The sequence below is a fragment of the Mesorhizobium sp. WSM4807 genome, from assembly GCF_055811615.1.
Genome location: NZ_JBVVQY010000011.1, coordinates 135,065 through 161,952, shown reverse-complemented (window position 1 = coordinate 161,952; position 26,888 = coordinate 135,065). Strand labels below are relative to the sequence as shown.

Genomic DNA, 26,888 nt, shown 5'->3' with positions numbered 1-26,888 from the left:
TCGAAGGTCCGTTAACCTTCGCTAGCGCAGCCGCATGAAACTGCGGTGTCGGTTTGATGTCAGTTTTGTTACCGCCCACAGGCCATAGGCGACGCGCCGTCAACCCAGGACCAGAGCTCCTCGAAATGCTTCATGTCCTTGAAACGGCAGAATGCCGGAGCCCGCAACTCGATCACCGGAGCCTGACGGGCGAGCAGCGAAAGGCAATCATCGAACACGTCCTGCCATTGCGATGCACTTTCGTCGTCGAGATGGCGGATCTGATAGGCGAAGGTTATGTGGAATGTGTAGCTGTCGTGGTCGGAATGCCGGTATCCGAACGGCACCGACAGAGCATCGCGCCAGGCGCGCATGACGCGCTCATCCTCGTCCGACGCGCCGGCGACGGTCCGGCCGGTCGGCACGACATCGACGACCCTGACTTTGAACGCACCATGGCCTTCGAAGCCCTTCAGACGCTCCAGATAGAGCCGGGTCATGTCTTCGATGCTGGTGTCGAGAGGCATGTACTGCGGCCAGAAGGGAAGCCGGCGGCGATGTTCGATGATGCCCTGGAACAGCGTCATGTGCAGGCTGGAGATCGGGGTGAAGGCCAGCCGGTCGGGATCGGGCATAGCGCGCATCCGCTCACGCACTTCGATGACCACCGCTTCGGACGGTGAGCCACTGGCGAGATGGCAGACGACAGTGTTGCCGGGCTCGATGAGGAAATTGCCAGCACTGTCGTAGCGCGTGCGGAGATGCACGGGAGGGTTCGGGTTAGAGCCGGCAAAAATCCGGCTAGCGACGGTTTCACGGAGTGAAGCATGGCGATCTCCAGGGAAGACCGCCTCCTGTCCGAGTCATGTGTCAGGCATATGAAAACTGCCCGCAGGGCGAGAAAGGAACCTTCAAAGACAGGGGTTTAACAAGGGCTCGCGATCGACTTCGAGCAACTTGTCCATGTTGGCGGTGCTCTGGCTGGGATCGACAGACTTGAGCGAATTGTAGAGTGCCATGCTCTCGCCCTCCAGCTCACAAGAGGCGGTGCCGCGTTGAGCTTGGCGCGCACGGATCTGGTTCTGCCGTTCGTCCAGCGCAGCTTGCGTGGTGTCCGAGTTCCTGATGATGAAGGCGTTCATGCGGTCGATCCCTGACTGAAGGAAGTCGAGAAAATCACGATCTTGCTTCGGAGCGCAGTTTTCACCGATCGCGTGGATTGATGCATAGATCATCCAGATGCAAAGGACCGCGCCGCGAGGATCCATCTTCGGCACCTGGTTGGCAGGCGCTTGTTGAGGCAAGAGAGTCACCAGCGCAACCAGGCAAGATCCTACCCATCGTCTGAGCATGCCAATCCTTACGTTTTTTCTTACGACTTTTTGCCCGGCAATCGTCAATTAAAAGGCGACAGCGTTGAGCAAGGGACGTTAGCCGCCATATTTTTCCAGAAACGCTTCCGCCGCAAGCGCGCGAAAATCGTCGAGCGCGGCGCGCAGGCGGGCATGGTCCCAATCCCACCAGGCGAGTGCCTGATAGCGTTCCACCGTGCGGCGGTCGAAGCGTTCGCGGATCGGTTTGGCCGGCACGCCGCCGACAATGGTGTAGGGCGCGACGTCTTTCGACACCACGGCGCCGGCGCCGACCGCTGCGCCATCGCCGACGCTGACGCCGGGCAGGATGGTCGAGCCGTGGCCAAGCCAGGTGTCGTGGCCGATGGTGACGCGCCTGGCGCGGCGCTGGGCGAAAAATTCGCTCTCGTGCTCGGCGTCGTCCCAATAGTCAGAGGCGCGATAGGTGAAATGGTGCAGCGTTGGCCGCCAGGTCGGATGGTTGGTGGCGTTGATGCGCACGCTGGCGGCGATGTTGGCGAATTTGCCGATCGTCGCGCACCAGACGCCGCAGTCCTGCATCACGTAGGAATAGTCGCCGAGCGTACTTTCCGAAAGCCGGCAGCGTTCGGCGATCTCGGTCCAGCGGCCGAGCGTCGAGTTCTCGACTTCCGCCGTCTCGTGGACCAGCGGCGTTTCCGACAGTTTTCGGGTCATGCGGCGATTTTCCCGGCGGCAAAAACGGTCACGTCGATAACGCGGTCGGCCACCGCCTCGCGCACGTCGTGGTCGTGGAAAATGCCAAGCAGCGCGACGCCCGCCGCCTTCTTGGCCGCGATCAGCGCAATCACCACGTCGCGGTTCCTGGCGTCGAGCGAAGCGGTCGGCTCGTCGAGCAGCAGGATCGGGTGCTCGGTGATAAAGCCGCGCGCGATGTTGACGCGCTGTTGTTCGCCGCCGGAAAACGTCGCCGGCGGCAGCATCCAGAGCTTTTCCGGCAGGTTGAGTTGCGCCAGCAAGGCGCGCGCCTTGCCGCGCGCGACCTCACGGTCCTCTCCGCGCTCGACCAGCGGTTCGGCGACGACATCCAGCGCCGAGACGCGCGGCACGGTGCGCAGGAACTGGCTGACATAGCCGATCGTGAGCCGGCGCACGGCAAGCACGGTGCGCGGGCTGGCCGTCGCGAGATCGATGAGCCCTTCCTCGTGCTGGACGATGATCTGGCCTACGTCGACGGCGTAGTTGCCGTAGAGCATCTTCAGGATCGAGCTCTTGCCGGCGCCGGACGGGCCGCCGAGCACGGCACATTCGCCGCTCCTGATCGAGAACGACACGCCGGTGACGACAGGCAGCTTGATGCCGTCGCGCAGATGCATGGTGAAGCTCTTGGCGACATCGGAGACGACGAGCGGGGTTGCCATGGTTACACCTGAAGTATCGAGGAAACGAGAAGCTGGGTGTAGGGCGCGCGCGGGTCGTCGAGCACGCGGTCGGTGAGGCCGCTTTCGACGACGCGGCCGTCCTTCATCACCATGATGCGCTGCGACAGCAGACGCGCCACTGCGAGGTCGTGGGTGACGACGATGGCAGCCAGGCCGAGATCGGTGACCAGGCCGCGCAGCAGGTCGAGCAGGCGCGCCTGCACCGAGACGTCGAGGCCGCCGGTCGGCTCGTCCATGAACACCAGCCGCGGCCCGGTGACGAGATTGCGGGCGATCTGCAGGCGCTGGCGCATGCCGCCGGAAAAGGCGCGTGGTTCGTCGTCGATGCGGTCCTCGTCGATCTCGACGCGCGACAGCCAGTCGAGGGCGGTAGCGCGGATTTTCCCATAGTGGCGATCACCCACCGCCATCAGCCGCTCGCCGACATTGGCGCCGGCCGAAACCGTCATGCGCAGCCCGTCGGCGGGGTTCTGGTGGACAAAACCCCAGTCGGTGCGCATCAGGAAGCGGCGCTCGGCCTCGCTCATGCGATAAAGCTCGCGGAACTGGCCGTCGCGCATACGGTAGCTGGCGGTGCCAGAACTCGGCAGCAATCTGGTCGAGAGGCAGTTGAGCAGCGTCGTCTTGCCGGAACCGGATTCGCCGACCACCGCCAGCACCTCGCCTGGCCACAGGTCAAAGGTGACGTTCTCGCAACCGACGCGCGAGCCGTAGAACTTGGACAGCGCGGAAACGCGCAGCAACGGTTCCTCGGTCATTGCGCCGGCTCCATCGTTTCAGGCGCAAGGTGGCCGCGATGGCCTTGTTTGCGCCGCTTCTCGCAATGGTCGGTATCGGAGCAGACGAACATGTGGCCGCCATGGTCGTCGAGGATGACCTCGTCGAGATAGACGTTCTCGGCCGCGCACAGCGCGCAGGGCTGGTCGAATGTCTGCACCTCGAACGGATGGTCCTCGAAGTCGAGGCTGACCACATCGGTGAAAGGCGGCAGCGCATAGATGCGCTTTTCGCGGCCGGCGCCGAAAAGTTGCAGGGCGGGCGAACGGTGCATCTTTGGGTTGTCGAATTTCGGCGTCGGCGAAGGGTCCATCACATAGCGGCCCTCGACCTTGACCGGGTAGGCATAGGTTGTGGCGATGCGGCCGTGCCTGGCGATGTCTTCATAGAGTTTTACATGCATGAGACCGTATTCCTCCAGCGCATGCATTTTGCGCGTTTCTGTCTCGCGCGGCTCGAGGAAGCGCAGCGGCTCGGGAATCGGCACCTGATAGACCAGCACCTGGCCTGCGGTCAGCGGGTGCTCGGGGATGCGGTGGCGGGTCTGGATAATGGTCGCCTTGGCCGTCTCGGTGGTCACGGCGACATTGGCGACCTTCTTGAAGAAGGCGCGGATCGAGACGGCATTGGTGGTGTCGTCGGCGCCCTGGTCGATGACCTTGAGCACATCGTCGGGGCCGATAATCGAAGCGGTGACCTGGACCCCGCCGGTGCCCCAGCCATAAGGCATCGGCATTTCACGTGAGGCGAACGGCACCTGATAGCCGGGAATGGCGATGCCCTTGAGGATCGCCCGGCGGATCATCCGCTTGGTCTGCTCGTCGAGATAGGCGAAGTTGTAGGTGGCGATGTCGGTCGGTTGTGCGGTCATTCCGCGGCCTCCCTTTTTTCTTCGACTTTGCCGGCGCTTTCGCGGGCATCGTGCTCGGCGCGCATGCGGCGCACCAGGTCGAGCTCGGCCTGGAAGTCGACATAGTGCGGCAGCTTGAGGTGCTCGACGAAGCCGGTCGCCTGGACATTGTCGCAATGCGAGATGACGAACTCCTCGTCCTGGGCAGCGGCGACGACGTCTTCGCCGAATTCGGTTGCACGAAGAGCGCGGTCGCAGAGCGCCATGGCCATCGCCTTGCGCTCGCTCTGGCCGAAGACGAGGCCGTAGCCGCGGGTGAATTGCGGCGGCGCCTTGGCCGAGCCCTTGAACTGGTTGACCATCTGGCACTCGGTGACACGCACGGAGCCGAGCGGTACAGCGAATGGCAGCTCCGGCACGTCGAGTTCCAGCTCGACCTCGCCGATGCGAACCTCGCCGACGAAGGGATGGTTGCGGGCATAGCCGCGCTGGGTGGAGTAGCCGAGTGCGAGGAGAAAACCCTCATCGCCGCGTGACAGCGCCTGCAGGCGGATGTCGCGCGCTATCGGGAATTCCAGCGGCTCGCGGGTGATGTCACCCGGGATATGGTCCTGCGGCATGTCGCCATCAGGCTCGATCAGGCCTTCGCGGGCGAGGATGGCAGAGACGCGCGGCATGGCTTCCGCCTCGCTGGCGCGCTGCAGCGGCTCGGCGACATCGCCGCCAAGCTCGGGATCGAGCAACCGATGGGTGTAGTCGAAGGTCGGGCCGAGAAGCTGGCCGCCGGGAAGATCCTTGTAGGTCGCCGACACGCGCCGCTCGACCAGCATCGCGCCGGTGTCGATCGCCCTGGTGTAGCCGAAGCGTGGCAGCGTGGTGCGATAGGCGCGAACCAGGAAGATCGCTTCGATCATGTCGCCGCGCGCCTGAACGATGGCCAGCGCCGCCAATTCGCGGTCGTAGAGCGAACCTTCGCTCATCACCCGGTCGACGCCGAGCGCCAACTGCTCGACGATCTGGTCGAGGCGAAGCGCCGGCACGGAACGGTCGCCGCGGCGGCGGTCGGCGAGCAGGGCGTGGGCGTTGGCAATGGCCGCTTCACCGCCTTTTACTGCGACATACATATCACGCCTCCATCGTCTTGATGCGCGTCGTGCGCGGCAGGCAGGCAACGCCTTCCGGGGTGGCGAGGATAATGTCGACGCCACGGGGAAAACGCTGATTGTTCTGCTTCCATTGTTCGACGAAGTGGCGCGGCATCTGCGCCGGCGCGATTGTCGCGGTTCTTTCGATGCCAGGACCTTCGAGCAGCAGAGGGACGCCTGACACGAGATCGCTCACCTGCAGGATCAGCGTCATCGAGCGGTCGGGATAGTCTTGGGTGCCTTGTGAAAAGCCGTCGAGCGCCATCATCTCGGCCGGCGTGGCGATCAGCGCGAAATGCGCATCGGCTGGCGTGTTGGCAAGTGGCGCGCCGGTGTGGAAGCCGAGCCAGGATTTCACCGCTGCTGGGGCCTGCAAAACGAGGTCGAGCCAGAGCGGCGTGTCATTGTCGCACAGCGCCAGCGCGATGGCACCCGCGGTGGCCGACAGCGGCGCCGGCGGGCGGGCAAAGACCGGCAGAGGCTGCCGGGTGCCCGGCCGCGCCATCGCATCCATCACGGCGCGGAACACTGTCTGGGCGTCGAACACCGGATCGGAAAAGCCGCCCTCGATCGCTTGCGTTGCGATGTCCATCAGTCTTCTCCGCGTACCATGGTGAAGAAATCGACCTTCGTTGCTGCCGTCTCGGCGCGCCGCCGTTCACGTTCGCTGGCCAGTGCGGCCTGCAGCGGCGCAATGAGCTTGGTCTCGAGCTCGTTACGACGGGTGGGATCCTGCCAGAGCGCGTCGGCGATCGCCGCCAGTTTTGCCTTATGCTTGTCACGGCCCAGCGCGTAGCAGTGGCCGACTTCTCCCGAGGCAAGCCGCACCGTCGCGCGGGTGACCGTCGCCTCGCCGACGTTGAATGGCGCGCCGCCGCCGCCGATGCGGCCACGCACGGTGACCAGGCCGGTTTCGGGGCCGCGCAGGAGTTCTGCTTGCGAAGGCAGGCCGGCTTCGTTCCAGAGGCGGACGATATCGTCGCCGGTCGATTGCGCCAACGTCGCCATGACGGCCTTGCGCTCAAGCTGCTGATCGCGCGCTTCCTGTTCTCGCATGGCCGCCGTTCCTTCTCGTTCCAATTTGTATAATGATGTAGACAATTATACAAATTATACCTATTCTCTAAAGCCTGTCCATGACGGATGGATGACAGGGCGAAAAAGATCGGGGGCAAAGAGATGATCGGTCAGCAGATGGCCAGCAGCTTGGAGCGGCGCAGCGGCGTCTCGCTGTGGCGGCAGATCGCCGAGCAGATCATGCATTCGATCGCCGTCGGCGACTTTGCCGAGAATGCTGCGCTGCCACCGGAAGTTGCACTGGCCGAGCGCTATGGCGTCAACCGCCATACGGTGCGCAGCGCCATCGCAGCACTTGTGCAGGATGGCGTGCTCAGGGCCGAGCAGGGGCGCGGCACCTTCGTGTTGTCGCGCAAGCGCCTGTCCTATCCGATCGGCGCGCGCACCCGTTTTTCGGAGGGCTTGCAAGGGCAGGCGTCGGAGCGTCGCAGCGTGCTGCTCGAATCGGCGGTCGAACCGGCCAGCCGGCGCGTCGCCGAAGGGCTGGGGCTTGCCAAGGGTTCGAATGTAATTCGCCTCGAGACGCGCGGCGAAGCCGATGGGCAACCGGTCTCGCGTGCCACCGGCTGGTTCGACGCGGCTCGCTTCGCCGGCATCGATGCCGCCATGGCCGAAACCGGATCGGTGACCGCCTCGTTCCAGCGTTTCGGCATCGGTGACTATCTCAGACAATCGACGGTGTTGTCGGCCCGCCACGCGGACGCCGCCGACCTTGCCGATCTCGATCTGCAGCCCGGCGCCATCGTGTTGGTCACGGTCGCCGTCAACGTTACCCCGGACGGCGAGCCGATCCAGTTCGCCGAAACGCGGTTCCCGGCTGAGCGGGTCGAGCTCAAGATATCGGCGCTTTAAGGTGTGTTGATATTCAGGTGAGACCGGCCTGCAAATGGCTGATACCTGCGCTTCCGGTACTCACGTACCCAAAAGTACGCTGCGTTCCGGTTCTCGGAACCCACCTGTTTGGTCGCTTCGCGCCCGTCTTCGACTCCGACTCGGCCTGACCCGAATCTCAACAGACCTTGGTGCATCTTTGTAGCCAAGTGGAACAAAAACAAACCGGATGCCCTGTTTTGACGCATCTCGCTTTAGGGCGTTCCGGTTTCATCCGACCTGGATGACGGCCTTGATCAGACCGGATTTCTCATGCGCCCAGCGGGCGAGGTCGCGCGGTGTGTCCAAAAGCGTCGTGCGATGGGTGACGAGCTTTGCCAGCGGCACCGCGCCGTTGCGGATCGAAGCGGCGACATGGTCGAAATCGGCGCGTAGCGCGTTGCGGCTGCCGATGAGCGTCATCTCGCGCTTGTGGAATTCAGGATCGGAAAAGATGATGTCGTCCTTGACGACGCTGACCAGGACCAGCGTCCCGCCATGCGCGACATGGGCGAAGGCCGAACGGACGGACTGGGTGTTGCCGGTGGCATCGAAAATCACGTCAAAACCTTCGCCGCCGGTCGCCTCCTTCACCAGATCGGTCGCAGACTGCCGTGAACCGTCGAGCGTGGCGAAGCCGAGTTCACTTGCGGCAAAACCCAGTCTTTCCGCACTCATGTCGAGCAGCGTCACGTCGAGACCGCCGATGCGGGCGAACAGCGCCGTGCCGAGGCCGATCGGCCCGGCGCCGATGACCAGCGTGCGCGCGCCGGGATCTGTTAGCGAGCGCCGCACGCCGTGCGCCCCGATCGCCAGGAATTCGACGGCGGCGGCATCAGCCAGCGACAGGCCGTTTGCCGGATAGAGATTTTGCGCCGGCACCAGGATCCGCTCGCACATGGCGCCGTCGCGGTGGACGCCGAGCACCTCGATCCTGACGCAGCAATTCGGCTTGCCTTGGCGGCAGGCGATGCATTTTCCGCAAGCGAGATACGGGTTGATGATGACCGGGTCGCCGAGGGCCAGATCGACGCCTTCGCCAGCCTCGATCACAGTGCCGGAGACCTCGTGACCCATGATGCGGGGATAGGCGAGGAACGGATGCTTGCCCTCGAAAATGTGATAATCGGTGCCGCAGATGCCGACATGACTGACCGCGACCAATGCCCAGCCAGAGGGCGGAGTGCCTGGCGCTGGGCGGTCTTCCAGAACAAGCTCACCGGGCGAACGGCAGACGACGGCTTTCATGCTTTTATCCAGTCGGTTCATGGCACCGCCGGCCCCGTTAGCGCCGGCCAGCGGTTTGTTAATATGGTCTACTTGCCGCGGCGGCGCAGGCCGTCGAAATAGACGATGACGATGATCAGCACGCCGGTGATGATGCGTTGCCAGAAGGCGTTGACGTTCAAGAGATTGGCGCCGTTGTTGATAGTGGCGAGGATGAAGGCGCCGAGCAGCGGTCCGTGCACCGAGCCGACGGCGCCGAACAGCGAGGTGCCGCCGATCACCGACGAGGCGATCGCCTGCAATTCCCAGCCCTCGGCCTGTGTCGGATTGCCGATGCCGATGCGCGAGGCAAGCAGCACGCCGACAAAAGCTGCACAGAGGCCCGATAGCGTATAGGCCATGTAGATGGTGCGCTGGACGTTGACACCGGACAGACGCGATGCCTCGGCGTTGGAGCCGACCGAGAACAGATACCGGCCCCAGCGGCTGTGATGCAGGAAGATGTAGGCGGGGATGCCGACCAGGATCACCATCCAGAACAGATTGGGGACGCCGAGAAACGAGCCGCGCGAAAACAGCTGGAAGGCATCGTTGTTGATCGAGATCGAGTTGCCGTTGGTCATCAAGAGGCCGATGCCGCGCAGCGAGGTCAATGTCGCCAGCGTGATGATGAAGGGCGGCAGGCCCATCTTGACGATGCCGAAACCGTGGAACAGGCCGATGGCGACGCCGACCAGCAAGGTGATCAGGATGGCGAGGAAAATCGGCACGCCGGCATTGATCAGCATTGCCACGATGACGGTGGCGAAGCCAACGACGGCGCCGACGGAAAGGTCGATACCTCCGGTGATGATGACGAAGGTCTGGCCGACCGCCAGGATGGCGATCATCGAACCTTGCCGCAGCAGGTTCGAGATGTTGTTGGCGGAGGCGAAGCTCGGCGTCGCCACCGACAGGATGACCCACAACAATACCAGCAGCGCCAGCAGTGTCAGCCCGAACAGGGCGTTGTAGTTGCGTTTCGGCCTTTCGGCCGGTATCGCCTCGGTGCTCATGTCTGTCCTCCCGGTTTTTCTTGCTTCTCGGCCAGTGCTTGGGTGAGGATCTCCTCATGGTCGGCGGTGTGAAAACCATGAGTGGCCACCAGTTTGCCGCGCCGGAACACATGCAGCGTGTCGGCGAGTTCATAGACCTCGGGCAGGTAGGACGAGATCAGGATGATGCCGGCGCCCTTGGACAACAGTTCGCCGAACAGGCGGTAGATCTCCGCCTTGGTGCCGACATCGACGCCAACGGTCGGCTCGTCGAAGATGAACAGCTTGGCGCCGTGCGCCAGCCACTTGCCGATGACTATCTTCTGCTGGTTGCCGCCGGACAGGCTGGAGGCGAGCGCGTTGCGCGTCGGCGTCTTGATCCTGAGATTGGCGATCTGGCGATCCGCCTCGGTCTTTTCCTGTGCGCTGGAGATCAGCAGATTGCTGGAGATGCGCTTGTAGATCGGCAGATTGAGATTGAGGCCGACCGGCAGGTTGAGGCAGAGGCCCTGGTCACGGCGGCTTTCCGGCGCCAGCGCCATGCCGAGCCTGATAGCGTCATGCTCGGAGTTGACCTGAACCGCCTTGCCCTCCCAGAGGATCTGGCCGGCCGACTTGCGATGACGGCCGTAGAGCGTGGTGACGAACTCGCTGCGCCCGGCACCGATCAGGCCGTAGAGCCCGACGATTTCGCCGGCACGGACCGTCATCGAGACATTTTCGAAGCCCTTGCCGGAGAGATTTCTGGCTTCGAGGAGCGTCGCGCCCGGGGTAAAATGCTCCTTGTGATAGACTTGCTCGATCGAGCGGTTGATCATCATCTTGACCAGCTCGGCGTCGTTGGTCTCGGCGATGTTCCTGGTTCCGACAAGCGTGCCGTCGCGCAGCACCGAGACACGGTCGGCGAGTTCGAACACCTCTTCCATGCGGTGGCTGATATAGATGATGGTGACGCCTTCGCCCTTCAGCCGGCGGATCAGCGTGAACAGCTGGTCGGCTTCCTTTCGGGTGAGATAGGCAGTCGGTTCGTCGAAGATCAGGAATTTGGTGCCGCGCACGGTGGCACGGGCGGCGGCGATCAGTTGCTGCTGGCCTATGGTCAGGTCACCCAGCACGACATGCGCCGGCAGATCGAAGCCGAGATCGTCGATGATCTTCTGCGCTTCCCTGACCATGGCCCGCTGCTGCAGGATGCCGAAGCGGGAATCCTCCTCGCCGAGGAACATGTTGGCCGCGACAGTGAGATGGCGGCACAGAACGACCTCCTGATGCACGGCATTGATGCCCAGCGCCATCGCCTCATGCGGCGTCGCCAGTGCTGCCGGCTTGCCCTCCCAGATGACGTCGCCGGAGGTGCGCGGCATGACGCCGGTCAGCAGCTTGATCAGGGTGGATTTGCCGGCACCGTTCTCGCCGACAATCGCGTGGATTTCGCTGGCCTTGAAGGCGAGGTTAACCGGCTTCAGTGCGTGCGTGCCGGGATATCGCTTTTCCAGTCCCTTGAGTTCGAGGATCGTCCTGCCCGGTTCCAGCGTTGGGGCCGGATGCAGTTCCTGCGCCGTCGACGTCATGACAATCCTCCCAGATTGGCCTCACGAGTTGCACGAGTGTAGGTCGTTTCCGGGGCAAGAAGCCCCGGAAACGGTGCGACAATGTCGGTGCTCAGTCGAGCTTCGGATTGAGCAGCGCGTCGATCTTCGGGTCTTTCATGTTAGCCTTGGTGACCAGGTTGGCGCCGGTGTCGACATTGGCCTCGACCTTCTCGCCCTTCGAGGCAGCGAGCGCCGTCTTGATGCCGTCATAGCCCATCCGGTACGGATCCTGGACGACGAGGCCGGAAATGACGCCGTCATTGAGGAACTTGACCAGCTTCTCGTCACTGTCGAAGCCGATCAGCCCGACCTTGCCGGCAAGGCTGTTCTCGGCGATCGCCTGACCGACGCCCTGCGCCATGATCAGGTTGGAGGCGAAGATGCCCTTGAGGTTCGGGTTGGCGGTGATCAGGTCGGTCGCGATGTTGAGGCCGGTCGTGGCCTGGCCGTCGGCGTATTTGTCGGCAATGAGCTTGAGGCCGGGATATTTGGCGGCAAGCTGTTCCTTGAAGCCCTGGGCGCGCTGCTCGAGCGAGCCTGCGCCGGGAAGTGCGGTGATCAGGGCGACGTCGCCCTCGATTTTGCCGCCATTGGCTTCGGCGATCGCGGCCGCCAGCCCGTCAGCGGCGACGCGGCCGCCTTGGATATTGTCGGTGGTCAGGAACGAAGTGAAGGCCTTGGAGTCGGCGCCGGAGTCGATGCCGATGATCTTGACCTTGGTGGCTGCCTCATCGATGGGCTTGCCGAGCGCCTTGGCTTCGGTCGGTGCGATGACGACGGCAGCCGGGTCGCCGGCGACGGCGTTTTCAAGGATGGAGATCTGGCCGTTGACGTCGGTCTCCGCCTGGGCGCCGAGTTCCGGCACGTTAACGCCGAGGTCCTTGCCGGCCTTGCGAGCGCCGGCCAGGACGATCTGCCAGTAGAAAGAGGTGGTGTCCTTGACGATGATCGGAATGGTTACGTCCGCCGCCGAAGCCGGCGCCGAATGCATCACGCCGGCAAGCATCGAGGCGGCGGCGAGCGCCACGAATGCGCGGCGGTTGAGAATGCTGGTCACGAATTTCATTAGACTTCCTCCCTAAGTCGCCCGGTGAACGTTGCGGAAGCTCGGTTTGGATAGGCGTTGCTCCAAACAGAACTTTATCAATAAAAAACATTTACCGCATTTTGATAGTATATCGGTCCGGTCGACGCAAGCGGTGTTTCGCATCGCCCTCCGTACGTCTCGACCGGAAGGGAGTGCCGATCCTCATTGGAAATCCTACAAATACTCTCCGAAAAGGTATGGAATATTAATTCCAACAACCAGTCAATATGGAATATTCATTCTTTTTTTGAGGGGTACGATTGTGACGCCTCCTAATCGCACCGTCCGCCGTTTAACCGGCGAAGGCCGCAGGGTCATCAGCCGAGTTTCTGTACGACCGTGTAGGGATCATATTTGGCGAATTCTGTTTCGGGCACCTGGACGTCGAGCAGTTGGAGATTTCGCGCCAGATTGGCCGGTTTGGCGGTGCCCGTCAGCACAGAAGCTACCACAGGCTCGTGCAGCGGGAACTGGAACGCCGCCGCGGCAAGCGGATAGCCGCCCTCGGCGGCGATTTTTTCCATGGCGCCGACGCGGTCGAGAATGTTCTGGGTGGCTGGCAGGTAGTCGAAATGCGCCCCCGGCACCGGGCCGGTCGCCAAGATGCCGGAATTGAAGACGCCACCGATGATCAGCGAGGTCTGCCGTTGCCGGCAAAGCGGCAGCAATTCGGCTTCGGCGGTGCGGTCGAGCAGCGAATAGCGGCTGGCGAGCAGGATGCAGTCGAGCGGCGCCTGGCGCAGCACATCGAGACAGATCTGAACCTCGTTGACGCCAAGGCCGTAGGCGGAAATGACCCTGGACGACTTCAGCTCTTCCAGCGCCTTCAGCCCGCCATCCATAAACTGGCGGAAATGCAGCTTCGTCTTCTCGACGCCATGCGTGTAGACGCCGATGTCGTGGACGAACAGGATGTCGATTCGATTGAGGCCAAGCCGCGCATAGCTGAACTCGACCGAACGCATGATGCCGTCGTAGGAATAGTCATAGTCGAGCGCAAAGGGCAGCGGATCGACATAGGAATGGTCCGGAACCTGGTCTTCCGGCACCGGCCGGAACAGGCGCCCAACCTTGGTCGACAGCACGTAGGAATCCCGCGGCTTGTCGCGCAGGAAATCGCCGAAGCGGCGTTCCGAGAGGCCGAAGCCGTAGAAGGGCGCCGTATCGAAATAGCGCAAGTCGGCATCCCAGGCGACCTGCAGCGTCTGCATCGCCGCCTCGCGCGGGCAAGCTCGGTAGAGGCCGCCGACCGCCGCGCCGCCGAAGCTGACCTCGGTTATTTCCAGCGCGGTGCTGCCAACACAGCGTTTCTTCATGCAAAGCCTCCCACCGGCCATTCGCCTGGCCCGTCTATGTCTTAAGTCAGTTAGTGGCTGGTCTAGAGGGTCGCTCCGAGGTGCCAGGGCACGAACTCGTTGTCGCCGTAGCCGAACTCCTCGCTCTTGGTCTTGCGGCCGGAAGCCGTCTCGACGATCAGTTCGAAGATCTCGCGGCCCATGCCGGCGATGGTCTTTTCGCCCGAGGCGATGACGCCGCAATTCACGTCCATGTCCTCTTCCATCACGTGGTACATGGTCGAGTTGCTGGCGACCTTGATCGACGGTGTCGGCCGGCAGCCGAAGCAGGAACCGCGGCCAGTGGTGAAGACGATGACGTTGGCGCCGCCCGCGACCTGGCCGGTGGCGGAGACCGGGTCGTAGCCGGGCGTGTCCATGAACACCAAGCCGTGCCCGGTGACCTTCTCGGCATAGCCGAAGACACCGTTGAGCGGCGTCTGGCCGCCCTTGGCGACCGCGCCCAGCGACTTCTCCAAAATGGTGGTCAGGCCGCCGCGCTTGTTGCCGGGCGACGGATTGTTGTCGATGGAAGCGCCGTGCTTGGCGACATGGTCTTCCCACCACTTCACATAGCCGTCCAGCTTGGCGGCGATCTCCGGGCTCGCCGCACGGTAGGCCAGCAGATGCTCGGCGCCGTAGATTTCCGTCGTCTCGGAGAGGATGCCGATGCCGCCGACGCCGGCCAGGATATCGACGGCGGCGCCCAGTGCCGGATTGGCGGTGATGCCGGACATGCCGTCCGAGCCGCCGCATTGCAGGCCGACGACGATCTCGCTGACCGGGATCGGCTCACGCTCAAGCTTACCGACCTCCTCGGCGATCTCGGCCAGCACCAGCATCGCCTTTTCGACCGATTTGCGCGAGCCGCCGGCTTCCTGGATGTTGAAATGGCGTTTCCCCGCGGCGACGCCCTTCTGGCCATAGAGGGTGAGTTGGTTGACCTCGCAACCGAGGCCGACCATCAGCACGCCGCCGAAATTCGGATGGCGGGCATAGCCGGCCAGCGTGCGGTGCAGCACCATCATGCCGTCGCCGGTGGCGCTCATGCCGCAGCCCTGGCCGTGGACGATGGGAACGAAGCCGTCGATGCCCGGATATCTGGGAAGCAGCGTGCGGTTCGCCTCGTCGGCGATGGCGTGGCAAACGGTGGCCGAGCAATTGACGCTGGCGAGAATGCCGATGAAGTTGCGCGTGCCGGCACGGCCGTCGGCGCGACGGTAGCCCATGAAGGTGCGGGCGCGGTCGGCCTCGGTCGCGTGCACGGCTTCGCTCGGCGGCACCACCGGCAAACGCCCGGACTCGAATACCAGATTGTGCGAATGGACATGCTCGCCGGGCGCGATGTCCTGGGTGGCGCGGCCGATCGCTTGAGCGTATTTGACCACGGCCTCGCCGGCGGCGATCGGCTTGATCGCCACCTTGTGGCCGGGTTCGATCAACGCCGTGGCGACGGCACCGCCCGGCAGGACCGCGCCGATCTCGATGCGGCCATTGGCGACCGCGACATTGTCGGCGGGAGACAGAAGAATGCTGTTTGCGGGGTTCACTGGCAGTTTCCTGGGTGTTCCTGGGATGGGCAAGCGGATTGACATGCGCCTGTTAAAAGATAATGTCTTTTATCGTGAAAAAACAGTTTTGCGTCAATTGTTTTTTCGTGACGACGCCGCGCGTTCTTATGGATGCAGAGGACGGGGCACCGGAATCAGGGCTGACTTCTGAAGAGCAATTCCGCTTTTTGGGGGCCTGCGCTAGGAACGTTTGTCAATATCGCGCTTCAAGCCGGCCGCCGCAAGCGCCGGCGCGCAATGGGGCAGGGATGTCGAAGAGCAATAACGTCTATAAGGACGCCTACAATCGCGGTCTGCGGCTGCTCGACGAAACGAAAAGCCTGCCGTCGGAGCCCGAATTGGGTGTGCTGCTCGGCGTCAGCCGCACGACGATCCGCACCATCCTTGCGCGCATGGAAGAAACGGGGCTGATCGCCTGGAACAAACGCAGCAAGACGGTCTTGCGCGTGCCGCGGCCGGACGACTTTTTCCCCGAGGAAGAGACCGACACGCTGTCGCAGATCATCGAGCGCTCTTTCATGCGGCGGCTGCTTGCCGGCGGCGCCGAGCCCGGCATGCAGATCAACGAACTCGAACTGGCGCGCGAGATCGGCGTCGGCACCACCAGCGTGCGCGAGTTCCTGATCCGCTTTTCCCGCTTTGGGCTGATCGAGAAGCGCCGCAACAGCCATTGGGTGCTGAAAGGTTTTACCCGCGCTTTTGCGCTGGAATTGACTGAAATCCGCGAGATGTTCGAATTGCGCTCGGCTGCCGCCTTTGCCGCGCTGCCGGAAGACAGCCCGGTGTGGGCCGACCTCGACCTGCTGGAAGACGAGCACCGCCTGCTGGCGCGCGAGATCGCCACGCGCTTCAACGAATTCTCGGAGCTCGACGAGCGCTTTCACCGGCTGATCCACCGCGCGTCGCACAATCGCTTCATCGTCGATTTCTACGACGTCATCGCCATGATCTTCCATTACCACTACCAGTGGAACAAGGCGCAGGAGCGCGAGCGCAACGAAGTGGCGGTCGCGGAGCATCTGGCCTATATCGCGGCGCTCAAATCGCGCGATCCCGGCAAGGTCGACGCCGCCTGCCGCAAGCATCTGAAGTCGGCGCGGCACACGCTGCTGACGTCGATTCCGGAAGGCCAGCAGCCGCAACGGGCTCAAAGCGCCGCGTTGCCGCAGCAGTGATTTGGCGATTTTCCACCTGCTGAGCCCGTGCTAGATATCTGGCCATTGCTGCGTGAAGAGGCAGGTCTTTGAATATCCGGCGGAGACGATGGAGCATGCCGGCCGCGTTCGCTGCGGCCTATTTGCTCGTGCTCCAGTCGGCGCTTGGCGCATTCGCCTTCGGCATCGGGCCGAATGCTTCGCAACTTGACGCCTTCGGCAATGTCATCTGCACCCAGGAGGGCGCGGCCCAGCTTCCAGGCGGCGATCCACACCAGCAGCACATGCCGGCTTGCAGTATGCTTGGCTGCGGCATGGCCTCGGCTGTTTACGCGCCGCCGCCCGCTGCCGCCACGGTGCCCGGCAATTTTCCCGTCGAAATCGTCGCCTTTGTGCTGCCGGCGTTCCAGCACCTCGATCTCACCCGCGACCGCTCTCCATCGAATCCGCGTGCGCCGCCGGCGACGGCCTGATCCGTTCCCAGATCGCCTTGCGGAAGTCTTGGCGAGCGCATTCATTCGACATCGAAACTGTTCGCGACCGGCTACCGGCGCGCTCTCTCAGTTCTGGAGCTATCATGTCTCACTTTTTCCGCGCGCGATTCGGCCGCAACAGGTCCTTCCTGCACAGCTTCGAGGAGCGACTCGGCATCACCGTGTTCCTCCTCGCCCTCCTGTTCGTCGGCGCCCAGGCCGTTTTCGCGCATGAGTTCAGGGTTGGCGACCTCGAGATCGGGCATCCCTGGTCGCGCGCCACGCCACCTGGCGCCAAAGTGGCCGGCGGCTATTTCACCGTCACCAACACCGGCAGTTCGCCGGACCGGCTGCTGTCGATCTCCTCTGAAGTTTCGGCCAAGACCGAACTGCATGAGATGGGCGTCAGCGATGGCGTCATGACCATGCGGCCGGTCACCGGTGGCCTTGAAATTCCGGCCGGCGGCAAGGTCGCGCTGGCACCCGGCGGCTATCATCTGATGTTCGTCGGGCTGAAACGGCAACCGAAGCAAGGCGAGACCTTTCCAGCCACGCTGACCTTCGAGAAGGCCGGCAGCGTCACTGTCGACTTCGCCGTGGAAGGCATCGGCGAAACTGGCGGCATGGACAATCATGCTAACTGATCCGGCACGCCAACTGACCCGGCCAGATCCGGACAATTCGAAATTTGAGGGACCATCATGAACAGGTATCTTCTGTCGGCCGGCGCGTTTTTCGCCTTGGGGACAAGCACGGCCTTTGCCCACATTACGCTGGAAACACAGGAGGCGGCGGTCGGTTCGACCTATAAGGCCGTCCTGCGCGTGCCGCATGGCTGTGAGGGCAAGGCAACGACCGCCGTGCGCGTGCAGATCCCGGAAGGGGTCATTTCGGTAAAGCCGATGCCGAAGCCGGGCTGGACGCTGCAGGTCAAGAAAGGCAGATACGAAAAATCCTACCAGCTCCACGGTGAGGCGGTGACGTCAGGCGCTAGGGAAATCGACTGGAGCGGCGGCAGCCTGCCGGACGAATTCTACGACGAATTCGCCTTCCGCGGGACACTGGCGGCGGAGCTGCCGGCCGGCCAAACGCTCTATTTCCCGGTGGTGCAGGAATGCGACGGCGCTGCCGAACGCTGGATCGAGATTCCGGCGGCCGGCCAGGATGAGGATGCCCTGGAATATCCGGCGCCGGGCCTCAAGCTTTCGCCGAAGAAATGATTTTTTGGCGGCGCGCTTTGAAAGAGCGCGTCGCTGTTTTGTGGCGGTGACATGAGTGCTGTGTCCTTACAGCGGACGGTCTGGGCGGCCGGCAAGCGCATCGGCCGATTTGCCGGCGGCCTGCTGGCTGCGATCGTGCTGCTTGCCGCTATTGCCGCGCCAAGTCCGGCCTTCGCCCACGCGGCGCTGATCACAACCGAGCCGGCGGACGGCGCCGTGCTTGCGCAGAACCCCGCGCAGTTCTCGCTGACCTTCAGCGAGCCGGCCTCGCCGCTGGTGCTGACCTTGGTGCAGCCTGACGGGACGCCGGTTCCGCTGACGTCTTTTCGGCTCAATGGCCAGACGATCGAGATCGACAATCCGCAAACGCTCGGATCCGGCACGCATGTGCTGAGTTGGCGAGTGATTTCCGCCGATGGCCATCCGGTCGGCGGCTCGGTGCTGTTTTCCATCGGCGCGCCGAGTGCTGCGCCGCCCGTCTCCGAAGCTGTCGACCGGGGCTTGAGGTCGGCGATCTGGATCGGCAAGGTCTTTCTCTATGTCGGCCTCTTTCTCGGCGTCGGCGGCGCCTTTGCCATCGCCTGGCTGGCGAAGGGCGGGTGTTCCGGCCAGCGCTTCGTCATCGCCGCAATCCTGTGCGGCCTTGTCGCGGCGCCCTTGTCGCTCGGCTTTCAGGGACTGGACGCGCTCGGTTCACCGCTCGCCCGGCTGGCGCAGCCGGGCGTCTGGCAGGCAGGGCTCGGCACCAGCTTTGGCTGGGCGGTGCTGGTCGGGCTGGTGGCGCTCGGGCTAGGCCTGCTGTCGCTGGTCGGGCCGCGCGGCGGCGCAAAACTGTTTGCCCTTGCCGGCTTGGCCGGTGTCGGTGCCGCCCTCGCCGCCAGCGGGCATGCAAGTGCCGCCGAACCGCAATGGCTGACAAGGCCGATGGTGTTTCTGCACGGCGCCGGTATCGCGTTCTGGGCCGGGGCGCTGGCGCCGCTCGGTCTCGCCATGAGGCGGAAACCGGTCGAGGCCGCGCCTTTCCTGCACCGGTTTTCCCAAGCGATCCTGCCCGTCGTGGCCGTGCTTGCCACCACCGGCATCGTGCTGGCTGTCATCCAGGTGCAGGCGCCCGCAGCTTTGCCCGAAACCGCCTATGGCCGGCTGCTGCTGATCAAGTTGGCGCTGCTGTTCTTTCTGTTCACGCTCGCCGTCATCAATCGCTGGAAGCTGACCGGTCCGGCCGAAGCGGGAGAGACGGAAGTACAGAGGAGGCTGTTCCGCTCGATCGGCATTGAAATGCTGATCGTTCTGGCGATTTTCGGCGTTGCCGCCGGCTGGCGCTTCACGCCGCCGCCACGCGCCCTGGCGATCGCAGCAGCGCAGCCGGCATCGGTGCATATCCACACGCCGAAGGCGATGGCCGACCTCAGCATCACACCCGGCCATGTTGGGCCGGTTGCCGCCTCGATCATTATCATGACCGGCGATTTCGGCCCGCTCGACGCTGAACAAGTGACGCTGGTGCTGTCAAAACCCGACTCCGGCATCGAGCCGATCAAGCGCGCGGCGACAAAGCCAGGCGACGGCACATGGCGCGTCGACGGTCTCGTCGTCCCGGTTCCCGGCCGATGGACCGCGCGGCTCGATATTCTCGTCTCGGATTTCGAGATCGTGAAGATCGAGGCGCCGATCGACATCAGGCCGTGAGGACAAGCTGGCGGTCTGCAACACAATCCGGCGAGGCGGTTGACGCGGCCCTGAAGGCCCGTCAATCATCTCGGCAAGAATGGTCATCGCCGCAAAATCGCGGTCTAGCAAAAGATCCGAAAGCAGGGAAGAAACGATGGAAAAAGCCGAAATCGGCCTGATCGGCCTTGGCACGATGGGCTCCAACCTGGCGCTCAACATCGCCGAGAAAGGGCACCGCATAGCCGTCTTCAACCGCACCGCCGCGCGCACCGACGCCTTTGTCGAGAATGCCGGGGCGCTGAAGGACATGGTCGTGCCCTGCTACAGCCTGGAGGAACTCGCCGCCGCCATCCGGCCGCCGCGGCCGATCATCATCATGGTGCTGGCCGGCAAGCCGGTCGACGAGCAGATCGCGGCGCTGCGCGGCGTGCTGTCGGCCAACGACATCGTCATCGATGCCGGCAACGCCAATTTCCGTGACACGATGCGACGCTTTTCCGAGCTTACCGATTCGGGTCTCACATTCATCGGCATGGGCGTGTCCGGCGGCGAGGAGGGCGCGCGCCATGGACCGTCGATCATGGTCGGCGGCACGGAAGAGTCCTGGAAACGCGTCGAAAAGGTGCTGACCGCCATTTCGGCCAAGTTCAGGGATGAGCCCTGTGCGGCATGGCTTGGCACCGATGGTGCCGGGCATTTCGTCAAGACCATCCACAACGGCATCGAATATGCCGATATGCAGATGATCGCCGAGATCTACGGCATCTTACGCGACGGCTTAAGCATGGGGCCGAAGGAGATCGCACAGGTGTTTGCCGGCTGGAACAAGGGCCGGCTCAACTCCTATCTGATCGAGATCACCGCCAGGGTGCTGGCCGCCGACGATCCGAAGACAGGCAAGCCGATGGTCGACGTCATCCTCGACCGCGCCGGCCAGAAGGGCACCGGCAAATGGTCGGTGATCGAGGCGCAGCAGCTCGGCATTCCGGCCACGGCGATCGAGGCCGCGGTGGCGGCGCGCGTGCTGTCGTCGATCAAGGACGAGCGCCTGGCCGCCGAAAAGGCCTATGGCGATAGCGGCGTGACCACCATTTCCGGAGACAGGGACGCGCTTCTCGACGATCTCGAGCTGGCGCTGTTCGCCGGCAAGATATCAGCCTATGCGCAAGGCTTCGCGGTGATGAGCGGCGCGTCGAAGGAATTCAACTGGAACCTGCCGATGCCGACCATTGCCGAGATCTGGCGGGCCGGCTGCATCATCCGCTCGCAAATGCTGGACACGATGGCGGAAGCTTTCGGCACCGGCGGGGCGGCCACCAATCTTTTGATGGCACCGGCCTTCATCGCGATGATGCAGGAAGCGCATCCGTCGCTCCGGCGCATCGTGGCAAGGGCGTCGGAAGCCGGCTCACCGGTGCCGGCGCTGTCGTCGGCGCTCGCCTATTTCGACAGCTACCGCCAGGGACGCGGCACCTCGAACCTGATCCAGGCGCAACGCGATTTCTTCGGCGCGCACGGCTTCGAGCGCATCGACGGGCCGGGCGCGTTCCATGGTCCTTGGGGGAGCGGAGCGGCTGGCTAGCGCCTGATATCGGCCGTTGAGGTGACCGTTGCTACTGCCTGAAAGGAGACATTGTTGCGACCATTCTGGACGTCGCGGTTGCGGCATAACCGGTGATTCCCGCCATCCCTCAATATCGGACGTTCGCGCGAGAACTGGAGCCGGAGTCTCAAGCGGTCAATAGGTTGGGATTCAGTTCGCCGCGCCGACCCGCTTGCGCTCCCGGGTTTCCAGCAGCTTCGTCAGCCAGTCTGGATCCATCTCCGGCACGGAGGAGAGAAGCAGTTCGGTATACGGAGCATGCGGCGGCGTCAGGATTTCGGTCTTGAGCCCCTGCTCGACGACTTTGCCTTGGTGCATGACGACAATTTCGTCGGCGATTGCCCGCACCGTCGCGATGTCGTGCGTGATGAAAATATAGCTGACTCCGAATTCTTGTTGCAGCCGCATAAGGAGCTTCAGGATCTCTTCCTGTACGATCTGGTCGAGCGCCGAGGTCACCTCGTCGCAGATGATGAGCTCCGGATTAGCAGCCAGCGCCCGGGCAATGCAGATGCGCTGCTTCTGACCGCCCGAAAGTTCGCCCGGCAGACGGTCGAGGAAGCTTTCGTCCATCTCGATCATGTGCATGAGTTCGCCAACGCGGCGGTCGCACGCCGCCCCTTTGAGGCCGAGATAGAACTCGAGCGGCCGGGAGATGACTTCCTCGACGGTCTGACGCGGATTGAGCGCGTTGTCAGGCATCTGATAGATCATCTGAATGCGGCGCAGAATGTCTTTGGGCCTCTCTTTCAGAGTTCTTGGCAGACGATGCCCCGCAAATGAGATCGAGCCCGAGACCGGCGGCAGCAGGCCGGTGATGACGCGGGCGAGCGTTGATTTACCGGAACCAGATTCACCGACGACCGCTACCGTCCGTCCGCGCGGCACCTTGATCGATACATCCTGCAGAACCTTGACTTTCCCTGCGTAGGCGGCGGTGATGTTATCGATCGTGAGCAGATGGTCCGCGGCCGGCACTTCGGGTTTGGCTAGCTTTCGCACCGCCCAGAGCGTCCTCGTATAGTCTTCGGCCGGCGCCGCAAGCATCTGGCGTGTTTCGGCCTCCTCCACAGTACGGCCATGGCGCAGAACCATGATCCGGTCCGCCATCTGCGCAACCACGGCCAGATCATGCGTGACGTAGATCGCGGCAGTGTTGAATTCTTCGACAACCTTACGGATCGAGGCGAGGACCTCGACCTGTGTGGTCACGTCGAGCGCCGTCGTCGGCTCGTCGAAGACGATCAGGTCGGGCCGGCAGGCCATAGCCATCGCCGTCATAGCCCGCTGCAACTGCCCTCCGGAGACCTGGTGAGGATAGCGGAAGCCGATGGTGTCCGGATCCGGCAGGTGAAGACGCCGGTAAAGTTTGATGGCATCCCGATTCGCTGCCTCGCGACTGGCGATCCCGTGCGCCACGACCGTTTCGACGGTCTGATCGAGGAGCCGATGGGCCGGGTTGAAGGAAGCGGCCGCGCTTTGCGCGACATAGGCGATGCGCGAGCCTCGGAGCCGTCGCCGTGCGGTTTCGGCCATGGCGAGGAGGTCGATCCCGTCGAACAGGATGGATCCTTGCGTGATCCGGCAGCCTGGCTTGGCATATCCCATCGCGGCAAGCCCAATGGTGGACTTTCCGGCGCCGGACTCGCCAATGAGGCCGAGAACCTCACCGCGCTTTAGCGAGAGATCCACACCGCGAACGATCGGATGCCAGCGCTCGTCGGAAAACCCTTCGACGTGAAGGTTGCGAACGCTGAGGAGTTTCGTTCCCTTTTCGCGTTGGCCAGAATTCTTACTTTTCATCGCGCAACCCGCTTGTCGCATGCAAGAACCAGTCGACAACGAAATTCACCGAGACCGTGAGAAGGGCAATCGCGCCTGCCGGCAAGAGCGGAGTGATGTCGCCATAGGTGATGAGGGTAGCGTTTTCCCGCACCATCGAGCCCCAGTCGGCAGTCGGCGGCTGGATGCCGACGCCGAGAAAGGAGAGCGCGGCGATGGTGAGGAAAACGAAACAGAAGCGCAGGCCGAATTCCGCGATCAGCGGCGGCAGCACGTTGGGCAGGATCTCCTTGGTCAGAATCCATCTCGGCCCTTCGCCACGCAGTTGCGCGGCTTCGACATATTCCATGACGGCAACATTCAGCCCGACCGCGCGCGCCAGCCGGAATACGCGGGTCGAATCGAGCAGGGCGATGATGAGGATCAGGCTGGTGACCGACGAACCGAAGATGGATAGCAACATCAGCGCGAAGATGAGGCTCGGGATCGACATCAGCACGTCTACCGCGCGCGACAGAATCTGGTCGAGCCACCCCCGGTACATCGCGGCCAGCAAACCGAGCGTGACGCCGACCGCGAAGGACAGAAGCGTAGTCGCGAAGGCGATGCCGATCGTATTGCGCGCGCCATAGATCAGCCGGGTGAGCACGTCGCGACCGAGTTGGTCGGTCCCGACGATGAACTCTTGGCTCCAAGGCGCGAAAGCCTCGGTGAAAACCTGCGTTTCTCCGTAGGGCGCTATCCAGGGCGCTAACAGCGCGACGAAGACGTAGCCAAGGATGACCACGATGCCGAACCAGGCGCTGAATGGAGCCTTTTTGAGTGCGGTTTTTACCCGGGAGGCGCGCGTGCGCCTCTGTCTTGAGACCGCCACGACATGTTCGGTGCTGGTCATCGCGGGTGCAAAAGCCTCGGATTGGTGGCAATGGAAATGATGTCGGCGGTCAGGTTGAGCAGGATGTAGGTTGCCGCGAAGATTAGGGCGCAGGCTTGCACGACCGGAACATCCCGGGACTTCACCGCATCGACCATCAATTGGCCGATGCCGGGATAGACGAACACCACCTCGACCACGACCACGCCGACGATGAGATAAGCGAGGTTGAACGCAATCACCGTGATGATAGGCGCCCAGGCATTGGGCAGGGCGTGTCTGAGAACGATTGTCATAGGCGACATTCCCTTGAGCCGCGCCATATCGATATAGGGGCTTGCCAGCATGTTGATAATCGCCGCGCGCGTCATACGCATCATATGGGCAACAATCACCAGCGTGAGGGTGATGGACGGCAGCGCTGCGCGCCAGACGTGCTCCCAGAACGGCGTTTGGTCGCTGATGTTCGCCAGTGTCGGAAATTTGGGAACCAGGTTCAGGACCCAGTTGATCGAAGCCGCGAGCCACTCGGGCAGGGATTGTGCGAATTCGGTTCCGATGAACGTGTCGCGCGAGATGATGAGGTAGGCCAGCATATAGGCGACGAAGAATTCGGGGAATGAAATCGTCGTCAGCGTCACCGTGTTCACCACACGGTCGAACCAGCTGTTGCGGTAGAGAGCGGCGAGAATGCCAAGTCCTAGCGCGAGTGGAACCGCTATAAGGGCGGTCATCACGGCAAGGAACATCGTGTTGTAGAGCCGGGGCGCAATGATCTCGGCGACTGTGCGCCGGTAGCCGGTGCGGCTTGCGAAGGAAGAGCCGAAATCCCCCTGCACGATCTGCCCGACCCAAGCGAAATAGCGCTCAACCGGCGGACGATCGATGCCGATCTCGCGCTGGAATGCGGCGACCGTCTCGGGCGTCGCGGATTGCCCGAGCATCGCCTTGGCGAAATCGCCCGGAAGCATGGCAATCGCCGAAAAGATGATGATGGTGACGATGAACAGCGTGATCAGGCCGAGACCCAGGCGCTGCAAAACCGTCCTAACGACCGGGTTCATGGGCGGTGCCTTCGAGCGTTTCCCCTGAAAAGAGCGAACCGCCCGCGCCGCCGGCGGTTCGCCTGGCGAACGTCACGCGTTGGCTACCCACCAGCGCTCGGCCATCTTCAGTCCGTCATTTTCCCAGTTCGGCGCCACCTCGCCATGCGCCAGTTTCTTGGACTTGGCGCTGACAAAATTGTTGAAGACCAGGACGATGGCGCCGCCGTCGTCATGCGTCAACTGCTGCATTTCGGCATACATCGCGGAGCGCTTGGCCTCGTCGGTCTCCGCGCGTGCCTGGATCAGCAGTTCGTTGAAGCGGGGATTTTTCCAGAACGTCTCGTTCCAGCTGGAATCGGCCGAGTAGGCCTGCGTGAACATCCAGTCGGCCGTTGCACGACCGCTCCAATAGGAGGCGCACCACGGTTTCTTGAGCCAGATATTGTCCCAATAGGCGTCCTCGGCCTCGCGCACCACATTGACATCGATGCCGCATTGGGCCGCCGTCTCGCGGATGAGGGCGGCTGCGTCCACGGCGCCGGCGAAAGCCGCGTCGGCGACGGAAAGGTCGACCTTGAGATTTTCCATACCCGCTTTTTTCAGATGGAAGCGGGCCTTTTCAGGATCGAACTTGTGCTGCGGCTCCGGATTGATGGCGAACTTGATAGCCGGTGCGATCGGGTTGTCATTCCCGACGGTTGCATGGCCAAGGAAGATCTTCTGCGCGATTTCCTCGCGGTCGATCGCCCATTTCAGGGCCATGCGCACATCGGGGTTGTCGAATGGGGCAACCGTCACGTTCATAGGCAGCGTGTAGTGGCCGTAGCCGGTGACCTCAAGGATATCGATATTCGGCTTGTGCTTCAGCATACCGAGCGTTTTCAGGTCGGCGCGGCCGATATAATCCACCTCGCCGGTTGACAGCGCGGCCATACGCGCGGCGAGGTCCGTGATGGCGATAAACTCCACCTCGTCAAAATAGGGTTTGCCGTTCTTGAAGTAGTTGGGATTGCGCTTGAGCTTGGCCGAGACGCCTGGCTGAAAGTTCTCAAGCACGAAGGCACCGGTCCGGACGCCCGATTCCCAGTCCGCCTTTCCGTCCTTGGCAGGCATGACGACAAGGTGATAGTCGCTCATGATGTAGGGAAAGTCGGCATTGCCGCTTTTTAGCGTGAAAACGATCGTTTCCGGACCGTCCGCCTTGATGTTGGTCACCGATTCGAGCAGCGACTTCGCCGCCGATTTGGTGTCGGCTCCCATGTGATATTGCATAGAGGCGACCACGTCGTCCGCCGTGATGGTCTTGCCGTTGTGGAAGGTCGCACCTTTGCGCAGCTTGAAGACCCATGTCGTCGCGTCGTCCGAGGTCTCGAAGCTCTCGGCAAGGTCCGGCTGGATGCTGCCTTTCGCGTCGATCTCGGTCAGGCTGTTGGACATGGCACCCGAAAAGGCGGTTTGCGTGAAGGTATCGGGATAGCCGGCCGGATCGATCGAATCGGTCGTCGCGCCATGCGCCAAGCCGAGCTTGGCGAAGCCGCCTTGCTTGGGTGCGGCCCGCGCCACGCTCACGAAGAGCATATCTGCGGCGGCGACCGTCAGGCCTGCCGCCAGCCCTAGATGGATGAAATCACGGCGCGAAACCTTGCCGCGGCCGATCAGGTTTTGCGCCAAGCGCAGTTTATATTCAGATTCCGACACTGCTTCCTCCCATTGCGGATTTCCCGCATTCTTGTTGTTGGCATTACCGAG

General features: G+C 63.0%; 26 protein-coding genes. 7 read left to right on the top strand and 19 right to left on the bottom strand.

All coding sequences use genetic code 11. The features are described from left to right. Nucleotides 1-68: 68 nt before the first annotated feature. From AC0L3N_RS17000 to phnG, 9 genes are all read right to left on the bottom strand, one after another. On the bottom strand, nt 69-746 hold the full coding sequence (locus AC0L3N_RS17000; RefSeq protein WP_425294164.1) for a DUF1868 domain-containing protein: 678 nt from the start codon (nt 744-746) through the stop codon (nt 69-71). 144 nt (nt 747-890) lie between these two features. Next, a complete protein-coding gene (locus AC0L3N_RS16995; protein WP_165848833.1) occupies nt 891-1,283 on the bottom strand; it encodes a hypothetical protein in 393 nt (130 codons plus the stop codon). Between the two features lie 126 nt (nt 1,284-1,409). Next, nucleotides 1,410-2,027, bottom strand: coding sequence for a DapH/DapD/GlmU-related protein (locus tag AC0L3N_RS16990; RefSeq protein WP_473548684.1), 618 nt, complete (start codon nt 2,025-2,027; stop codon nt 1,410-1,412). Beyond that, nucleotides 2,024-2,731, bottom strand: a complete 708-nt coding sequence (gene phnL, locus AC0L3N_RS16985; RefSeq protein ID WP_473548683.1) for a phosphonate C-P lyase system protein PhnL — start codon at nt 2,729-2,731, stop codon at nt 2,024-2,026. The genes AC0L3N_RS16990 and phnL overlap by 4 nt, the downstream gene beginning before the upstream one ends. A gap of 2 nt (nt 2,732-2,733) precedes the next feature. Continuing rightward, on the bottom strand, nt 2,734-3,510 hold the full coding sequence (gene phnK / locus AC0L3N_RS16980) for a phosphonate C-P lyase system protein PhnK (RefSeq protein WP_473548682.1): 777 nt from the start codon (nt 3,508-3,510) through the stop codon (nt 2,734-2,736). Continuing rightward, nucleotides 3,507-4,400, bottom strand: coding sequence for an alpha-D-ribose 1-methylphosphonate 5-phosphate C-P-lyase PhnJ (locus AC0L3N_RS16975; RefSeq protein ID WP_123151674.1), 894 nt, complete (start codon nt 4,398-4,400; stop codon nt 3,507-3,509). The genes phnK and AC0L3N_RS16975 overlap by 4 nt, the downstream gene beginning before the upstream one ends. Continuing rightward, on the bottom strand, nt 4,397-5,503 hold the full coding sequence (locus AC0L3N_RS16970; RefSeq protein WP_473548681.1) for a carbon-phosphorus lyase complex subunit: 1,107 nt from the start codon (nt 5,501-5,503) through the stop codon (nt 4,397-4,399). The genes AC0L3N_RS16975 and AC0L3N_RS16970 overlap by 4 nt, the downstream gene beginning before the upstream one ends. A 1-nt stretch (nt 5,504) precedes the next feature. Then, nucleotides 5,505-6,116 (bottom strand): phosphonate C-P lyase system protein PhnH, encoded by a 612-nt coding sequence (gene phnH / locus AC0L3N_RS16965; protein WP_473548680.1) that lies wholly within the window; start codon nt 6,114-6,116, stop codon nt 5,505-5,507. Then, complete coding sequence (phnG, locus tag AC0L3N_RS16960) at nt 6,116-6,580, bottom strand: phosphonate C-P lyase system protein PhnG (RefSeq protein WP_473548679.1); 465 nt, start codon at nt 6,578-6,580, stop codon at nt 6,116-6,118. Before phnG ends, phnH begins: the two co-directional genes overlap by 1 nt. A gap of 123 nt (nt 6,581-6,703) precedes the next feature. Between phnG and phnF the strand changes: the two genes are divergently transcribed. Then, a complete protein-coding gene (gene phnF / locus AC0L3N_RS16955) occupies nt 6,704-7,453 on the top strand; it encodes a phosphonate metabolism transcriptional regulator PhnF (protein WP_473548678.1) in 750 nt (249 codons plus the stop codon). Between the two features lie 249 nt (nt 7,454-7,702). Here the strand turns inward: phnF and AC0L3N_RS16950 are convergent, their stop codons facing one another. The 6 genes from AC0L3N_RS16950 to AC0L3N_RS16925 form a co-directional block, all read right to left on the bottom strand. Beyond that, complete coding sequence (locus AC0L3N_RS16950; RefSeq protein ID WP_473548677.1) at nt 7,703-8,719, bottom strand: zinc-binding alcohol dehydrogenase family protein; 1,017 nt, start codon at nt 8,717-8,719, stop codon at nt 7,703-7,705. Nucleotides 8,720-8,787: 68 nt separating this feature from the next. Next, complete coding sequence (locus AC0L3N_RS16945) at nt 8,788-9,753, bottom strand: ABC transporter permease (protein ID WP_473548676.1); 966 nt, start codon at nt 9,751-9,753, stop codon at nt 8,788-8,790. After that, a complete protein-coding gene (locus AC0L3N_RS16940) occupies nt 9,750-11,303 on the bottom strand; it encodes a sugar ABC transporter ATP-binding protein (protein ID WP_473548675.1) in 1,554 nt (517 codons plus the stop codon). Before AC0L3N_RS16940 ends, AC0L3N_RS16945 begins: the two co-directional genes overlap by 4 nt. Nucleotides 11,304-11,394: 91 nt before the next feature. Next, a complete protein-coding gene (locus AC0L3N_RS16935) occupies nt 11,395-12,390 on the bottom strand; it encodes a substrate-binding domain-containing protein (RefSeq protein ID WP_473548673.1) in 996 nt (331 codons plus the stop codon). Nucleotides 12,391-12,728: 338 nt separating this feature from the next. Beyond that, nucleotides 12,729-13,727: an aldo/keto reductase gene (locus AC0L3N_RS16930; protein WP_473548672.1), complete on the bottom strand. Its 999-nt coding sequence runs from the start codon at nt 13,725-13,727 to the stop codon at nt 12,729-12,731. A 62-nt stretch (nt 13,728-13,789) separates the two neighbouring features. After that, complete coding sequence (locus AC0L3N_RS16925) at nt 13,790-15,340, bottom strand: UxaA family hydrolase (RefSeq protein WP_473548671.1); 1,551 nt, start codon at nt 15,338-15,340, stop codon at nt 13,790-13,792. A 224-nt stretch (nt 15,341-15,564) separates the two neighbouring features. Here AC0L3N_RS16925 and AC0L3N_RS16920 point away from each other — a divergent pair, with 224 nt between their 5' ends. The 6 genes from AC0L3N_RS16920 to gndA all read left to right on the top strand — a co-directional run bounded on the left by AC0L3N_RS16920 (nt 15,565) and on the right by gndA (nt 21,416). After that, complete coding sequence (locus AC0L3N_RS16920; RefSeq protein WP_473548669.1) at nt 15,565-16,491, top strand: GntR family transcriptional regulator; 927 nt, start codon at nt 15,565-15,567, stop codon at nt 16,489-16,491. Nucleotides 16,492-16,586: 95 nt separating this feature from the next. Further along, nucleotides 16,587-16,943, top strand: a complete 357-nt coding sequence (locus AC0L3N_RS16915; RefSeq protein WP_473548668.1) for a hypothetical protein — start codon at nt 16,587-16,589, stop codon at nt 16,941-16,943. Between the two features lie 104 nt (nt 16,944-17,047). Further along, a complete protein-coding gene (locus AC0L3N_RS16910) occupies nt 17,048-17,587 on the top strand; it encodes a copper chaperone PCu(A)C (protein ID WP_473548667.1) in 540 nt (179 codons plus the stop codon). Between the two features lie 57 nt (nt 17,588-17,644). Beyond that, complete coding sequence (locus tag AC0L3N_RS16905; protein ID WP_473548666.1) at nt 17,645-18,163, top strand: YcnI family copper-binding membrane protein; 519 nt, start codon at nt 17,645-17,647, stop codon at nt 18,161-18,163. A gap of 51 nt (nt 18,164-18,214) precedes the next feature. Next, nucleotides 18,215-19,852 carry a copper resistance CopC/CopD family protein gene (locus tag AC0L3N_RS16900; RefSeq protein ID WP_473548665.1) on the top strand — a complete coding sequence of 546 codons (1,638 nt, stop codon included), beginning with the start codon at nt 18,215-18,217 and terminating at the stop codon, nt 19,850-19,852. A gap of 136 nt (nt 19,853-19,988) precedes the next feature. Next, nucleotides 19,989-21,416, top strand: a complete 1,428-nt coding sequence (gndA, locus tag AC0L3N_RS16895; protein WP_473548663.1) for an NADP-dependent phosphogluconate dehydrogenase — start codon at nt 19,989-19,991, stop codon at nt 21,414-21,416. Nucleotides 21,417-21,587: 171 nt separating this feature from the next. On the opposite strand, the gene AC0L3N_RS16890 is transcribed toward gndA, so the two are convergent. The 4 genes from AC0L3N_RS16890 to AC0L3N_RS16875 all read right to left on the bottom strand — a co-directional run bounded on the left by AC0L3N_RS16890 (nt 21,588) and on the right by AC0L3N_RS16875 (nt 26,837). Then, nucleotides 21,588-23,240, bottom strand: a complete 1,653-nt coding sequence (locus tag AC0L3N_RS16890; protein WP_473548661.1) for an ABC transporter ATP-binding protein — start codon at nt 23,238-23,240, stop codon at nt 21,588-21,590. Continuing rightward, nucleotides 23,230-24,114 (bottom strand): ABC transporter permease, encoded by an 885-nt coding sequence (locus tag AC0L3N_RS16885; RefSeq protein WP_091594958.1) that lies wholly within the window; start codon nt 24,112-24,114, stop codon nt 23,230-23,232. Before AC0L3N_RS16885 ends, AC0L3N_RS16890 begins: the two co-directional genes overlap by 11 nt. Next, a complete protein-coding gene (locus AC0L3N_RS16880) occupies nt 24,111-25,157 on the bottom strand; it encodes an ABC transporter permease (RefSeq protein WP_473548660.1) in 1,047 nt (348 codons plus the stop codon). Before AC0L3N_RS16880 ends, AC0L3N_RS16885 begins: the two co-directional genes overlap by 4 nt. 72 nt (nt 25,158-25,229) lie before the next feature. Then, complete coding sequence (locus AC0L3N_RS16875) at nt 25,230-26,837, bottom strand: ABC transporter substrate-binding protein (RefSeq protein WP_473548659.1); 1,608 nt, start codon at nt 26,835-26,837, stop codon at nt 25,230-25,232. Nucleotides 26,838-26,888 lie beyond the last annotated feature (51 nt).

Excerpts from the sequence above, each read along its gene's own strand:
- AC0L3N_RS16990 (WP_473548684.1), bottom strand. The coding sequence starts at position 2,027 with ATGACCCGAAAACTGTCGGAAACGCCGCTGGTCCACGAGACGGCGGAA.
- phnL (WP_473548683.1), bottom strand. The coding sequence starts at position 2,731 with ATGGCAACCCCGCTCGTCGTCTCCGATGTCGCCAAGAGCTTCACCATG.
- phnK (WP_473548682.1), bottom strand. The coding sequence starts at position 3,510 with ATGACCGAGGAACCGTTGCTGCGCGTTTCCGCGCTGTCCAAGTTCTAC.
- AC0L3N_RS16975 (WP_123151674.1), bottom strand. The coding sequence starts at position 4,400 with ATGACCGCACAACCGACCGACATCGCCACCTACAACTTCGCCTATCTC.
- AC0L3N_RS16970 (WP_473548681.1), bottom strand. The coding sequence starts at position 5,503 with ATGTATGTCGCAGTAAAAGGCGGTGAAGCGGCCATTGCCAACGCCCAC.
- phnH (WP_473548680.1), bottom strand. The coding sequence starts at position 6,116 with ATGGACATCGCAACGCAAGCGATCGAGGGCGGCTTTTCCGATCCGGTG.
- phnG (WP_473548679.1), bottom strand. The coding sequence starts at position 6,580 with ATGCGAGAACAGGAAGCGCGCGATCAGCAGCTTGAGCGCAAGGCCGTC.
- phnF (WP_473548678.1), top strand. The coding sequence starts at position 6,704 with ATGATCGGTCAGCAGATGGCCAGCAGCTTGGAGCGGCGCAGCGGCGTC.
- AC0L3N_RS16950 (WP_473548677.1), bottom strand. The coding sequence starts at position 8,719 with ATGAAAGCCGTCGTCTGCCGTTCGCCCGGTGAGCTTGTTCTGGAAGAC.
- AC0L3N_RS16945 (WP_473548676.1), bottom strand. The coding sequence starts at position 9,753 with ATGAGCACCGAGGCGATACCGGCCGAAAGGCCGAAACGCAACTACAAC.
- AC0L3N_RS16940 (WP_473548675.1), bottom strand. The coding sequence starts at position 11,303 with ATGACGTCGACGGCGCAGGAACTGCATCCGGCCCCAACGCTGGAACCG.
- AC0L3N_RS16935 (WP_473548673.1), bottom strand. The coding sequence starts at position 12,390 with ATGAAATTCGTGACCAGCATTCTCAACCGCCGCGCATTCGTGGCGCTC.
- AC0L3N_RS16930 (WP_473548672.1), bottom strand. The coding sequence starts at position 13,727 with ATGAAGAAACGCTGTGTTGGCAGCACCGCGCTGGAAATAACCGAGGTC.
- AC0L3N_RS16925 (WP_473548671.1), bottom strand. The coding sequence starts at position 15,340 with ATGTCAATCCGCTTGCCCATCCCAGGAACACCCAGGAAACTGCCAGTG.
- AC0L3N_RS16920 (WP_473548669.1), top strand. The coding sequence starts at position 15,565 with ATGTCGAAGAGCAATAACGTCTATAAGGACGCCTACAATCGCGGTCTG.
- AC0L3N_RS16915 (WP_473548668.1), top strand. The coding sequence starts at position 16,587 with ATGCCGGCCGCGTTCGCTGCGGCCTATTTGCTCGTGCTCCAGTCGGCG.
- AC0L3N_RS16910 (WP_473548667.1), top strand. The coding sequence starts at position 17,048 with ATGTCTCACTTTTTCCGCGCGCGATTCGGCCGCAACAGGTCCTTCCTG.
- AC0L3N_RS16905 (WP_473548666.1), top strand. The coding sequence starts at position 17,645 with ATGAACAGGTATCTTCTGTCGGCCGGCGCGTTTTTCGCCTTGGGGACA.
- AC0L3N_RS16900 (WP_473548665.1), top strand. The coding sequence starts at position 18,215 with ATGAGTGCTGTGTCCTTACAGCGGACGGTCTGGGCGGCCGGCAAGCGC.
- gndA (WP_473548663.1), top strand. The coding sequence starts at position 19,989 with ATGGAAAAAGCCGAAATCGGCCTGATCGGCCTTGGCACGATGGGCTCC.
- AC0L3N_RS16890 (WP_473548661.1), bottom strand. The coding sequence starts at position 23,240 with ATGAAAAGTAAGAATTCTGGCCAACGCGAAAAGGGAACGAAACTCCTC.
- AC0L3N_RS16885 (WP_091594958.1), bottom strand. The coding sequence starts at position 24,114 with ATGACCAGCACCGAACATGTCGTGGCGGTCTCAAGACAGAGGCGCACG.
- AC0L3N_RS16880 (WP_473548660.1), bottom strand. The coding sequence starts at position 25,157 with ATGAACCCGGTCGTTAGGACGGTTTTGCAGCGCCTGGGTCTCGGCCTG.